We start from the raw sequence: 12272 nt of genomic DNA on the forward strand, positions 1-12272 counted from the left end.
TTATTAATATTAAGTATAGTGATGGCGCGCAACTTTATCAAATTATCCTTTGGCCCACTTTATCGATTTTCGTTGTTGTTTCCTGATGCTACAGCTATGGATGAAGGGGTTTTTGTTGACATGAAGGCAAGTGCTCCCGCAAGCCACGTCGCAGCTCGTGCAGGGAAGATGCCGCAGCAAACGAACCATCGCATTTTGGGCGTGGTTGAAAACATGTCTTATTTTGAGGACGCCACAGGGGAGAAGCATTGTTGTAGGCTGGTTTCCCATGAAGAAAGGCAAGTGTCGCTGCACTTGCCTTTTTGCTGTCCCGGTTCTTATGATTCGTCGAAAAAAGCCACAATTTCTTCTTCGATGGTCTCCTTCAGTAGTCCAAAGCATTGATCTAGCCTTTTGGCATATACCCTCTTCTGATTCACCATGGCATAAGGTACAGCTCGGCACATATGGCACATGAACAAGCATTGTGTCCTCAGTACAGCAACCTCAGGATTCTCTTGTTCAAGCTCATCTATTGAATGGGCAGCCAGAATGTTTTGTTCGCATACTTCAACGACAACAAGCCCTAGTGCCATAACAAGTCCTCTTGTTCCAAATCTTATTCCTCCTTATTAATAAAAAAATACGCTGTAGTGGATAAACGGGCCATCATCTCTTCTCGCAATGCGACTTCAGGGGTAGTTTCCTCCAACGCTCTTTGCATACAGGCAAGCCATGCGTCTGCCCGTTCCTTTGTGACCGGAAATGGCAAGTGACGCGCTCTCATCTTCGGATGTCCATGCTCGTTTGTATAGAGAGGAGGACCACCGAAATATTGGGTGAGAAACTGCTTCTGTTTACTGATGACCAAACTCATATCTTGCGGGAACAACGGTGCCAGCTTAGGCTCTGCCAGCACATTCATGTAAAATAAATCGACCAGACGATGGATGACAGGTGCTCCGCCGACGCGATCAAATAAAGACAGCTGCTTTATATCCATGGTACAAAGGATCCTTCGTGATTAGGATAACTACGAGCATGTAAGAAGTTCAACCGTACTTGTCAACCTGCTAGATTGTGCTACAATACTTTTTTTACTCTTATGTCTGGATAGTCGTGTGGCTTTAAATTGAAAGAAAACACAAGGTGGTAAATGACATTGCAACCTAAAGACGAATTGTCGACCCGCGAGACGATTTTACATCTGTTAAAAACAAATGACGAGCTAAGCGCCAAAGATCTCACAGATCATCTAAACATTACATCGATGCCTGTTCGCCGCCATATCGATTCACTTGAGCGGGATGGGTTTATTGAGTCCAGAATCGTACGGCGCCCTATGGGTAGACCGACTGCCACTTACTCTTTGACAGAGCGTGCGAACGTTCTTTTTCCTACGAAATATCACTCCATTGCGTTAGATCTTCTTGATGAGCTGGTACAGGAATCTGGAGAGAGCATGGTAGAGAGATTGTTTGAACGCAGAAAAGAAACCTTGTACAAAAAATATACGAAAAGCTTGGAAGACAAAGACTTTGAAGAAAAGGTCGCTATTCTCGCAGATATTCAGAGCGAGAATGGATACATGGTGGAGCTGAAAAAGACCAGCGACGACGAGTACATGTTTATTGAGCATAATTGTCCAATCGCGAAAATCGCTCATCAGTACAACCATGCTTGTCAGTGTGAGCTGCGTTTATTTGAATCCTTGCTGAATGCCAATATATCCCGGCCAGAATGCTTGGCAGAAGGCAGCAAAAAATATGTCTATAAAATCCGTAAACGCAATCTTCAATCCTAATCCCTTCAAATACCGGACAGGACAGACGAATGAATCATTCGAGCTGTCCTGTTTTTTTGGCTGCATTTTGCCATAGACTCCTAGAGCTTCAGTCTTTGATTGAGTCTTTTCTGCATAAAAACAACCTCATGTGCTAGCTTGTCAATCCGCTGCAGGACCTCCTGATCTACAATCACTTTTTCAGAATTGAAATGATTATCATGAAGATAAACATTGCTCGGCGCTACAAATGCACGAAAAAAGCCTGCGAACTGTATTGAGGAAAAAGCCGGTGAATGTATGGATGTTTGCCCGGGAGGCTGTATTGAAGAAGGTACTGACCAATTTTACATTGATCCCGACACCTGTATTGATTGTGGGCCTGTGAAGCAGTTTGTCCCGTTGCCGCTATATTTTGGGATGGAGAGCTGAGAGACGGATGAAAAAATTTATTTGGAACATGCCATCCAGTTTTTCAAAGGACGCTAACTAAAAGCAAACCTGGTAGCTGTTGCTTGGTTGGAATCAGCCAAATTCCTTTTTATTGAAAAGAAAGAATTGTGTTGACGGATGGTATGGAATTTCTTAGAATAAAGCTCAACAGAATACACTGTTCTTATCCAGAGAGGTGGAGGGTCTGGCCCTGTGAAGCCCGGCAACCGTCACATGAGGTGACAAGGTGCCAATTCCTGCGAGGCGATGAGTCTCGGCAGATAAGAAGCGGGTGTCGCGTACATGTAAAGACGAACCTTCTTCTTAAATGAAGCAGGTTTTTTTGTTTTCGTGAGAGCGTCGTAACGCTTAGTAAAAAGAGATTTTTAAATCTTTTGGAAGTGCCAAAATTCATATTTTTCTTTATCCAGAGAGGTGGAGGGACTGGCCCGATGAAGCCCGGCAACCGTCATGCAACATGTGACAAGGTGCCAATTCCTGCAGGACACAGGTTCCTGGGAGATAAGGAGAAGGGGAGCAGCGATGCCTAAAGCCTTCTTCTTAGCGAAGAAGGCTTTTCTTTTTTCAATTACAAGGATGGAGTGGTTAGGATGAGCGCAGACGTAATTAAAGTGGGATTGCTAGGATTGGGAACTGTAGGCGGTGGCGTCATAAAAACAATACGGTCGCAACAAGAAAAGCTGTCAGCACGTTTGGGAAAGCGCATTGAAATTGTAAAGGCACTGGTTCGGGATTCTGAAAAGGAGCGTGCCGTTCAGATCGATCAGGCGATATTGACGACAGATTTTGAGGATGTATTAAAGAGTGATGTGGATATCGTCGTGGAAGTGATGGGAGGCGTTGAGCCTACCTATGATTACGTCCGTGCGTTGATTGAAAAAGGATGTCATGTGGTGACCGCCAACAAAGAGCTGCTGGCAAAACGGGGAACAGAGCTGGTGGAGCTGGCAAACCAGCATGAGGTGCATCTGGCGTATGAAGCGAGTGTCGCCGGTGGAATTCCTATTTTGAGTGTTCTGCGCCAATTTTTAAGAACCAATGACATTAGTGGTGTACGTGGAATTCTCAATGGAACCACCAACTTTATTTTGACCAAAATGGAAGCCGAGCAGCTGTCTTATCAAGAGGTGCTGAAAGAAGCACAAGAGCTGGGCTATGCCGAAGCGGACCCTCGCTCGGACGTAGAGGGCTTCGATGCGATGTATAAATTGTACATTCTGGCCCAACTGGTATACGGAGAATCTCTTCCGTTAGCAGATGTGGTACGAAAAGGAATTTCGGATCTTTCGGCAGGGCACATTCATATCGCAAGCGAGCTGGGCTATCGGATCAAGCTGATTGCTCAGGCCTATCAGACAGAGCAAGGCATTCGTCTTTCTGTCCAGCCAACGATGCTGCCTGTTGTCCATCCACTGGCTCAAATTCAGGATGCGTTCAATGCGGTACAGCTCTCCGGAAATATTGTGGGTGACCTGCTGTTTACAGGAAGAGGAGCAGGTGAGCTGCCGACGGCTAGTGCGGTGGTAGAAGACTTGGCGTATTTGTTGACACAGCCATTTGCACCACATCCAGCCTGGAAAGAAATTGCTGCAACACAGTCTGGCGCCCTGCAGGAGGATCAATGTTCGCTGTGTTATCTCGAAGGCTCATGCTCCTCGGCTACCCCTGATCGGGTTCTGCACTTTTTACGTACCGCAGGTGTTTCGATCCATAAATTAAAAGTGCAGTTTGATCTCGGAGGTGTTTTGCGTGCCGGGTTGATTACGAGTGGTTTAACTGCTGAGCATGAAGCAGTACTGGAGAGCGATTTTGGTTTGTCGGTGCGGTGTTTCCCGGTATTGGAGACGGCTGAATAAAAAGCAAGAGCTTCTTTCTTTTCTTATCTTTCTGCTGAAAAAAGGGATCAACTTCTTTTTCTCAAATATAGGTAGTAAGAAAAAATTTGCTACACGAGGCAGACTAGACAAGGAAAGAGAGGCGAAGCAGATGACAGCAACAGAAAAGCGTTACGTGTTAGCCATTGACCAAGGAACGACGAGCACGCGTGCCATGCTTTTTACTCACGAAGGGAAAATAGCCGGTGTGGCTCAAAAAGAGTTTACACAGCTTTTTCCCGAGCCGGGCTGGGTAGAGCATGATGGGCTAGAGATTTGGTCATCTGTGGTGGCCGTAATCGGGCAGGTTCTGACGAGCCACAACATTTCGGCGGACGAGGTGGCGGCGATTGGAATCACGAATCAGCGTGAAACGACACTGGTTTGGGATAAGCAGACCGGAGTTCCGATCTACAATGCGATCGTCTGGCAGTCGCGACAAACGAGCAAAATTTGCGATGACTTGAAGCAGGAGGGGAAAAATGACTGGGTTCGCGCGAAAACAGGTCTATTAATCGATGCTTATTTTTCGGGAACCAAGGTCAAGTGGATTCTGGATCACGTACCAGGAGCGAGAGAGCGGGCAGAACGAGGGGAGCTGTTGTTTGGCACGATCGACACATGGCTGATTTGGAAGCTGTCGGGAGGTCGCGCCCATGTGACGGATTATACGAATGCATCGCGAACCCTTCTGTACAACATACACGAGCTAACCTGGGATGAGGAATTACTTGCTTTGCTTGATGTACCCAAAGCGATGCTGCCAAAGGTTTGTTCTAGCTCCGAGGTATACGCCCACACAGATCGAAATCTGTTTTTTGGAGCGGAAGTGCCAATTGCCGGAGCGGCTGGAGACCAGCAGGCTGCTTTGTTCGGGCAAGCATGCTTTGATGAAGGAATGGCAAAAAATACATACGGAACAGGCTGCTTCATGCTCATGAATACGGGCTCAACAGCAGTTTCCTCGCAGCACGGCTTATTGACGACGATTGCCTGGGGGTTGGACGGTAAAGTAGAGTACGCACTGGAGGGAAGTATTTTTGTCGCTGGCTCAGCTATTCAGTGGTTGCGAGACGGTATGCGGATGCTCAAATCAGCAGCGGACAGTGAACAGTACGCAGCCAGAGTCACCTCTGCACAAGGGGTGTATGTAGTACCTGCTTTTGTCGGTTTGGGAACGCCGTACTGGGATAGTGAGGTGCGGGGTGCGGTATTTGGTCTCACACGTGGGACAAGTAAAGAACATTTTATTCGGGCGACACTGGAATCCCTCGCCTATCAGACCAAGGACGTATTGACTGCGATGGAAGCAGATGCGGACCTTCAGCTTAAAAAGCTGCGTGTCGATGGCGGAGCGGTTACGAACAATTTTCTGATGCAATTCCAATCTGATTTGCTCGGGGTGCCCGTTGATCGACCAGAAGTTAATGAGACAACAGCTTTGGGGGCTGCCTATCTCGCAGGATTGGCAGTTGGCTTTTGGAAAAACAGACAGGAGATTGCCGATAATTGGAGAGTGGAGCGGTCTTTTGAAGGACAGATGTCATCAGAAGAAAGGGATGGGCTTTACAGCGGCTGGAAAAAAGCTGTGCAGGCAGCGCGAGCTTTTTCTTCGTAAAAGCACACTGCCTGCCCCAGTCTATCTTTTCGTAGTTGCGTCGTCCTTGCCATTTTTCTGATTGCCAGGAAAAACAGCTTTTTCCCATTTGGTCAGGAAGTAACCGGAGAGGACAAAGATTCCGATCGCTGCGACCGTAATGATTAATCCTGTCATCGCTCTCACTCCTCACGAGTTTGTTGCTTGATTACTATGTTTTACGAATGATCTGGCAGAGAGTTTCGCGGAAAAGGGAAAAAGCAGCGTTTTCACTCTCTTTTTCTGTGAAAAATGTCTCGACGTTCTTCATAAAAGTGGATGTGACCGCTTGCGGTCAAGCAAAACGGTCATGACCGTTTTGCTAATACAGAACCGTCAGCTTCTATTGTCACGTTCTCAGAAATCGACTCGATGCGCTTAATGAGAGCAGCGCCATCAGCATCATTCATCGGAACGGCTTGCCCCAGCTCCGCATAGTAGGGCAGCATTTTCAAGTGGCAATCGCCTGTTTTCGTGCAAGTCGCTTGCAACACCATACTATCCCATGTTTTGGGCTCGACAGCACGTGTGAAAATGAAATTGCCCATACTATATGCAATCCATTTGTCCTGGTACTGTTCAAAGCCTTGGAGGACGTGCGGGTGTCCTCCTACGATCAGGTCAGCGCCAGCATCGATATAGGCACGTGCCAGCATTTTTTGATGATCTACGGGGAAATCGACCTTTTCTTTTCCCCAGTGGGCGATAACCACCACGAGATCAGCGTTTTTTTTGGCTTCTTGGATTGCCTTTACTGCAAGTTCGGGATCATAAGTAGCTGCAAGTCCAGGCTGGTTTTTTCCGGCGTACCAGCTCACCTCAGGAATGACCCGGCTAAAGCCGAGCAGGGCAATACGTATGCCTTTTTTCTCTACGTAGACAGGGGCATAGGCTCTTTTGGCATCCTTGCCTGCACCGACATACGCAATTTGATTTTCATCTAATGCCGCAAACGTATCGAGCAAGCCTTCGACTCCTTGGTCCATGGAATGATTATTCGCCAAATTTACTGCATCAATGCCAGCTGCTTTCATGGCAGGCACGGATTCCGGTGCAGATTTGTAGACGAACTCTTTATTTTCTGATGGTGTTCCCCGCAAGGTAACAGGTGTCTCCAGATTGGCGATAGTATAATCATCTTGCAAAAAGACCGAGCGAACATGTGCAAAAGGGAAATCGAAGCCTTTTTCAAGCAAACGTTTTTCTACATTGCCAGACATCATGACATCCCCAACAAATGTCAAAGCCACAGTAGGTTCTTCGGGAATGTTCTCATGGTCTGTCGCTTCGTGGGAAGTTGGATCATCGGTACTGCTTCCGTTTTTCATAAACATATCAACAGCTAAGAACAGTCCAACTGAAAGAACAGCAAGCAGGCTGAAAACAAGTGTGTTTTGTACCATCCGAATCCACTTGCTTTTCCTCCTTTTCCGACGGGTTTTTACACGATTTGTTCGAGATTGGTTCATTTCTCCCCCTATTTCGTGAATCAAACATGATTTTGGAACATTATTTCATTATACCATGTGTGGAATCGCATTTCTTCCTGCGCAGATTTGCAAGAACCCACACAAAAAGGGGTAAATCGCATGCAATTGGCTTTGGATCATTTGGTGCACTTCCTGGACCGACCGCCAGTAGAGGCAACCGAGAAATTCCGTCAGTATGGGTTTCATGCGGTAGCAGGTGGGCGACATGAACCGTGGGGTACGTGGAATAGCCTTAGTTACTTTGGCCTTTCTTATGTGGAGTTTTTGTCAATCGAAGTGAGAGCACTTGCTGAGCGATCAGAGAACCCCTTGATTCGTCAGTTGGTGGAAGAAATCGCTTTAGGTGAGGGCCTTGCTCAAATTGCCCTGCGAACGAAGCAGATGGATGAGTGGGTAAACAAGCTGCAGAAGAAGGGTTTGATCGTTCAGGGACCGGTTGCTGGCAGTCGCAAACGGGAGGATGGTTCGATATTGAGCTGGCGAATGCTGTTTTTCGAGGATCCACAAAGCAAGCTAAGACCGCCTTTCTTGATCGAATGGCAGCAAAGTGATGAAGAACGTGAGAATGACCTGAAAAAGCGGGGAGGCATTGCTCCTCATCCCAATCATTCAAACTCCTTGCAGCAGGTAGGTGTTGCAGCAGCTGAACTGGAGGATGCCGTGCAAACATGGAAGCGGTGGCTTGATTGTGAGGTAAGTGAAGCTTGGATCGATGAGCGGATAGGAGCGCGTTGCCAAGCATTGGAGCTAGGCGGTACTAAGCGCATTGTATTTTGTCAGCCGATTACAGCTGGCCTTGCAGCAGAAGCACTTGCTGCAGGTGGACAGCGACCGTTTTTTGCAACGATAGCAGGTGCAACAGCAGGGCATGATCAAATCTTTGGAGCAACGTATTTTCGGGAAGAGCGATAAAAAACGAGCAGTACCTCGAAAAGAGGGCTGCTCGTTTTGATTTAGGTTCCAAATGTCTTCTTTGTCAATTGGCGATACATGTATAGCATTGCGATTCGCCATGGGACAAGCATCCCGAATGCAAGCAGGAAGAAGAGTCCGCCGGTTTGAATCGGAGTAAATGAATCATTGATGAGCAGCTTGATAACAAGACGAATCACCAAAAGCCCCATCAAAATGAAGAAAAATGCCCGTGAACGTTTGAGATAAACATCCTGACCAATAATCTCAAAGCGAGAGGTTAAGATCAGAGGAATGGAAAACACCAAACCGACGAGAAAAGCGCCCACATCATACATCGGAGGTGTCGCTGCTTCCGGCAAGAAAAACATTGCGAAGCCTGTAGCCATAAAAAATGGTGGTAAAATTATGCTTTTTGCCGAGACCGGCTTTTTTTGACGCTTCATTCTCAAAAAGATAACGGCAGTCGCCATCAAGAGCGGAACTAAGACACCAAGAGCGGTTGATGAAAGTATTTGCATGAGAACCCCTCCATTAGTTTTAAACTCAACTCTTTTTTTGTGTGTTCAAAAGACGACTTTTTGAACAACCTCTATTAGTTTACACCAAACCAAGGGTAGGGAAAAGTCTTATGCCGCAGCTTCATCGTTGGCTCTGACATCAAGGTTATGCTTTTTGCTGTAAATGAAGGTAACGATTGCAAAGAGCAGGGTCAAGGAACCAATAAACAGCAGGTAGCCGCTCACGCCAAGCAAATCCAATCCACCACCTGTAATTCCCAAAGCAACCAGGAAGAAGCTGCGATCTAGCATGCTTTTGAATGAAAAGAATCGTCCTTGCTGATGGGCAGGCAGTCTTTTTTGAAAAATCGTTGAGATGACTGGGAAGAAGAATGCTACGACAAAGCCAAAAACGGCAAAAGAGCCCAAAACCATCATCTTGTTCTCAGCTACGGACATTCCGTACTGGGAAATGGCAAAGAAAACGAGCATCAAAGTGGACGCAGCCACCAGATTATTTTGCCCAATCCAACGCTTCGCGAGCAGGCTTCCGATGAGAATACTTCCTCCTTCAAATGCGTAAATCCAGCCCATTAGCTGTGGTTCATGATGAATTTCGCTAAAGTTCAAAATCATCAAATTGAGTCCGCCTAAAAATAGGGTGATCAAGCCGTTGTTAATGAGTCCGACCATGAGTGCAGGATCTTTTTTTGTAATCGTCAATACTTCGCGAAACTCAACCTTTTCCTGTATTCGGCGTGAAGTCACCTGTGGGATGCGCAAGAATAGGGTCACGAGAGCCAAAATCGCATACGCAACGATCGAGCACACGTAGAGCATTTGCAAATTCATTGAGACGACAAGTACACCACCTAATGCGGTACCACCAATACGGGATAGCGTAGAAATATTCAGATAGACGCTGTTTGCCTTAAGCAATTCGTCTTTGTCCAGTATCGCAGGTAGGGACGCTTGCACGGTCGGAAAGTAAAAGGCAGCGGAGCATTGCATAAAAATGAGGGAGACGATCATCCAGAGGATTGAATCATACGCAATAGCAGGGAACATGAAAACAGGACTCAAGCATCGTACCAGACTTGCCAGCATCATTACTTTTCCTTTGTCGTACATGTCAATGACGACGCCAGCTTTGGGGGAGAGAAGAATACTGACAACCAGTCCACTCATCAAAATCAGTGCTTTTACCGTTTCAGATGGGATCAAGCTCTGCATGAACTGTAGATTGGCAATGATTGAAATCCACATGCCCGCTCCTGCGACGATCTCCCCGGTCATTAAGAGGAGAAATGTTCGGTTTCGCCACAACATGAGAGCCACTCCATATCAAAATTTTTTTGCTAAGCAAAAGGTATCACTCAGTATAGCATCTCTCTCCAAAATTGTATATTTATTGTCTTTGTGGGTATGCACAGCTTGCATAAAGGACAACCTATACCGATACGAAGCGGCCATTACGCATGAGAGGGAGCTAATCCGCATGACGCGAAACCGGTCGTTACTTTTGCTTATTGGTTATGGATTCGCAGCGACGCTGGCGATTTTTTATGGATTGCTTGAGAGGCGCAGCCTGTTTGTCACCTTTGTCTTGTTTCATTTGCTGGTCTGCCTGTGCATTCCTTTTTTGCATGGATGGTGGGATGGTACTCTTCGTGAAAGCTGGAGACATGCGTGGGGGCAGTTTGACAAGCGGGGTGCTTTTTATGGACTGGGATTGGGCTTGTTTCTACTCACAGGAGTGCTTGCTGGTAGCTGGATTCTGTTGCAAGCAGAGGGGCGTGCCGAGAATATCAGGAGAATTTTGGTTGAGTGGGACCTCAATGATCGATGGATATGGCTATTCTCTGTTTATTTAGTGTTCCTGAATTCCCTGTTGGAGGAATTGTTTTGGCGAGGCTTCGTCCTGCAACGGATGCTACAGTCGTTATCCCAAGCGATGGCCATCGTTTTATCCAGCTTTTTTTATACGTTGTATCACTTGATTGTGGCCACGGTCATGTTTGGATTCAAGATAGGTCTGTTGATCACGGTTCTTGTCTTTGTCTCAGGCATCATCTGGGGATGGATAAAAGGCTTGTTTCCAGCGATTTATACGACGTGGTTTAGTCACATACTCGCGGATTTGGGGCTGGTGATGACAGTTCTCTTGTGGATTTATTGATGAGTGCTGTGTGATAGGGAGGACAGGGATGACTGCACACGAAGAAGAAATGCAGTTGCGAAAACGTTTGCTCAGTATTCTTCGGCAAAATAATGAGCACGTTCAGCTTTATTTTGATACGTACGGATATACACCGGTTGAACCGATGCTTGCCTATCTGCGGACGTTAAAAGGGTGCGCGCTGGTTAGCCGATCTGATTTGTGGCAGGTCGTAGAAAACGATCCTGGTAAACAGATTGAATGGGATGGCGGCGCTTTGATAAGAGCCACCTACGGATTTTTGCCAACGATCTCTCGCGGAAGACTGACAGAGACGTCCCCGCCGGAGGTCCTTTATTACGGCACACATCGCAAATTAATCCGCCAAGGGCTTGAAGCGGGTTTGTTACCTATCGCTAGTGAGTTTGTTCAGCTAGCCCATAGTCCAAAAGATATCGGTATGCCAGTGGACGCTCTTTCGCTTTTAATCGTAAAAGCGCGGGAGGCTTATGCAGACGGCATTCCTTTTTTCGGCATAAGCGACCGCTATTTTATGTGTGGGGCGATTCCACCAGCATACGTAATGCCATACGCCGATTAATCGGGTTGGCTTTTTCGGCGTTCCTGGCGGATTTGCAGCTGGCGATTTCTTTCGGCATAGACATCGCTTCGGTCACGCAACGTATGCTTGTTCAGTAAATAGACATCCTCCATATTACTGACGTTGTCTTTTGCCGAGTTTTTGTTCAGGCACGCTTGCTGCAGGGCACTATCTGCCACTGGCAGGGATAAGCTGTGATACGCCTTTCCTTGTTTCATTTCCTCCAGACGCTGGACGAGCAGGGTGTTTAAGGCTGTACTGTCCAAGCCGAGCTGGCGAATATCGCTTTGATGCTCATTCACGAGAGCCAGTGCGCTTGTCAGCATTTTGATTGCTCCACTCAAGTTCCCGCGTCTTTGATGGTACAGACCTACGGCAATTTGAATCAATCCGACCCATACTGGCTTGCGTTCGTGGGGAGGAGCGCTTTTCCAATATTCTTCAAGAATTTCGTGACATTCAAAATAGTCGCGTTCAACATGAAACTGGACCAAATAGTCCAGGTACGATTGTGGATACAAAGACGTCACCTCATTGCTTTGTTTTCAACTGTTGGGTTATGTACTATTATAAAGCAAAGAGAAGAGAAAATGAGGTGTGAAACCGTTTATGACGAGAGAAGAACTCATGGCAGTTTTGGAAAAAAAGCGAATGACCGAAATTATAGAGCTGATTGAGGATGCAGAGCAAGGTGAATTGGAAGAGCTGGAGCTGGTGGAGAGTCTTGGCCTTTTGATGGATCAGGACTTAAATCGCGAAGTAATTCAACTGTTGGAAAGCTTGGGAGTTACCATCATCTACATCAGTGGGGATGACGAAGACTTCGAGGACGACGAGGATGATGAAGACGAAGATTAAGAAACTAAAAGAACCAACCTTCTTTTCT

The 12272-nt window shown here is 46.7% G+C and carries 14 protein-coding genes, 1 pseudogene and 2 riboswitches; of the genes and pseudogenes, 8 read left to right on the plus strand and 7 right to left on the minus strand.

Features of this window, described 5'->3' with window-relative positions:
* Nucleotides 1–317: 317 nt before the first annotated feature.
* Together ADS79_RS11875 and ADS79_RS11880 are read right to left on the minus strand one after the other, a co-directional pair.
* Complete coding sequence (locus ADS79_RS11875) at nt 318–575, minus strand: DUF1450 domain-containing protein (RefSeq protein WP_049738612.1); 258 nt, start codon at nt 573–575, stop codon at nt 318–320.
* Between the two features lie 23 nt (nt 576–598).
* Nucleotides 599–982, minus strand: a complete 384-nt coding sequence (locus tag ADS79_RS11880) for a globin domain-containing protein (protein WP_049738613.1) — start codon at nt 980–982, stop codon at nt 599–601.
* A gap of 153 nt (nt 983–1135) precedes the next feature.
* On the opposite strand from ADS79_RS11880, the gene ADS79_RS11885 reads away from it, so the two are divergent.
* The 4 genes and pseudogenes from ADS79_RS11885 to glpK all read left to right on the plus strand — a co-directional run bounded on the left by ADS79_RS11885 (nt 1136) and on the right by glpK (nt 5707).
* Entirely contained in the window at nt 1136–1783 is a 648-nt protein-coding gene (locus ADS79_RS11885; RefSeq protein ID WP_049738614.1) for a helix-turn-helix transcriptional regulator, read from the plus strand.
* Nucleotides 1784–2062: 279 nt separating this feature from the next.
* Nucleotides 2063–2251, plus strand: a pseudogene (locus ADS79_RS36645) (indolepyruvate ferredoxin oxidoreductase subunit alpha).
* Nucleotides 2252–2375: 124 nt separating this feature from the next.
* A riboswitch (SAM riboswitch) is annotated at nt 2376–2482 on the plus strand.
* Between the two features lie 132 nt (nt 2483–2614).
* A riboswitch (SAM riboswitch) is annotated at nt 2615–2723 on the plus strand.
* A gap of 82 nt (nt 2724–2805) precedes the next feature.
* The gene (locus tag ADS79_RS11890; protein ID WP_049738615.1) at nt 2806–4071 is read left to right on the plus strand and encodes a homoserine dehydrogenase; all 1266 of its coding nucleotides are present in this window, start codon (nt 2806–2808) and stop codon (nt 4069–4071) included.
* Between the two features lie 130 nt (nt 4072–4201).
* Nucleotides 4202–5707 carry a glycerol kinase GlpK gene (gene glpK, locus ADS79_RS11895; protein ID WP_049738616.1) on the plus strand — a complete coding sequence of 502 codons (1506 nt, stop codon included), beginning with the start codon at nt 4202–4204 and terminating at the stop codon, nt 5705–5707.
* A gap of 21 nt (nt 5708–5728) precedes the next feature.
* On the opposite strand, the gene ADS79_RS36405 is transcribed toward glpK, so the two are convergent.
* Both ADS79_RS36405 and ADS79_RS11900 read right to left on the minus strand, forming a co-directional pair.
* Nucleotides 5729–5863: a hypothetical protein gene (locus ADS79_RS36405; protein ID WP_255323486.1), complete on the minus strand. Its 135-nt coding sequence runs from the start codon at nt 5861–5863 to the stop codon at nt 5729–5731.
* 170 nt (nt 5864–6033) lie between these two features.
* On the minus strand, nt 6034–7194 hold the full coding sequence (locus ADS79_RS11900) for a CapA family protein (RefSeq protein WP_049738617.1): 1161 nt from the start codon (nt 7192–7194) through the stop codon (nt 6034–6036).
* A 120-nt stretch (nt 7195–7314) separates the two neighbouring features.
* On the opposite strand from ADS79_RS11900, the gene ADS79_RS11905 reads away from it, so the two are divergent.
* Nucleotides 7315–8127, plus strand: coding sequence for a VOC family protein (locus tag ADS79_RS11905; protein ID WP_049738618.1), 813 nt, complete (start codon nt 7315–7317; stop codon nt 8125–8127).
* A gap of 41 nt (nt 8128–8168) precedes the next feature.
* Here the strand turns inward: ADS79_RS11905 and ADS79_RS11910 are convergent, their stop codons facing one another.
* Together ADS79_RS11910 and ADS79_RS11915 are read right to left on the minus strand one after the other, a co-directional pair.
* Nucleotides 8169–8648, minus strand: coding sequence for a CcdC family protein (locus ADS79_RS11910; RefSeq protein WP_049738619.1), 480 nt, complete (start codon nt 8646–8648; stop codon nt 8169–8171).
* 108 nt (nt 8649–8756) lie between these two features.
* Entirely contained in the window at nt 8757–9956 is a 1200-nt protein-coding gene (locus ADS79_RS11915) for an MFS transporter (protein WP_049738620.1), read from the minus strand.
* A 169-nt stretch (nt 9957–10125) separates the two neighbouring features.
* Between ADS79_RS11915 and ADS79_RS11920 the strand changes: the two genes are divergently transcribed.
* The gene (locus ADS79_RS11920; protein WP_049739067.1) at nt 10126–10806 is read left to right on the plus strand and encodes a CPBP family intramembrane glutamic endopeptidase; all 681 of its coding nucleotides are present in this window, start codon (nt 10126–10128) and stop codon (nt 10804–10806) included.
* Between the two features lie 28 nt (nt 10807–10834).
* Nucleotides 10835–11386, plus strand: a complete 552-nt coding sequence (locus ADS79_RS11925; protein WP_049738621.1) for an RNA 2'-phosphotransferase — start codon at nt 10835–10837, stop codon at nt 11384–11386.
* On the opposite strand, the gene ADS79_RS11930 is transcribed toward ADS79_RS11925, so the two are convergent.
* Nucleotides 11383–11916, minus strand: a complete 534-nt coding sequence (locus ADS79_RS11930; RefSeq protein WP_236699956.1) for a DUF309 domain-containing protein — start codon at nt 11914–11916, stop codon at nt 11383–11385. The genes ADS79_RS11925 and ADS79_RS11930 overlap by 4 nt on opposite strands.
* Nucleotides 11917–11995: 79 nt before the next feature.
* On the opposite strand from ADS79_RS11930, the gene ADS79_RS11935 reads away from it, so the two are divergent.
* Nucleotides 11996–12244 carry a hypothetical protein gene (locus ADS79_RS11935; RefSeq protein ID WP_049739068.1) on the plus strand — a complete coding sequence of 83 codons (249 nt, stop codon included), beginning with the start codon at nt 11996–11998 and terminating at the stop codon, nt 12242–12244.
* Nucleotides 12245–12272 lie beyond the last annotated feature (28 nt).

The organism is Brevibacillus reuszeri (genome assembly GCF_001187725.1).
In the GTDB taxonomy this organism is placed as follows: domain Bacteria; phylum Bacillota; class Bacilli; order Brevibacillales; family Brevibacillaceae; genus Brevibacillus; species Brevibacillus reuszeri.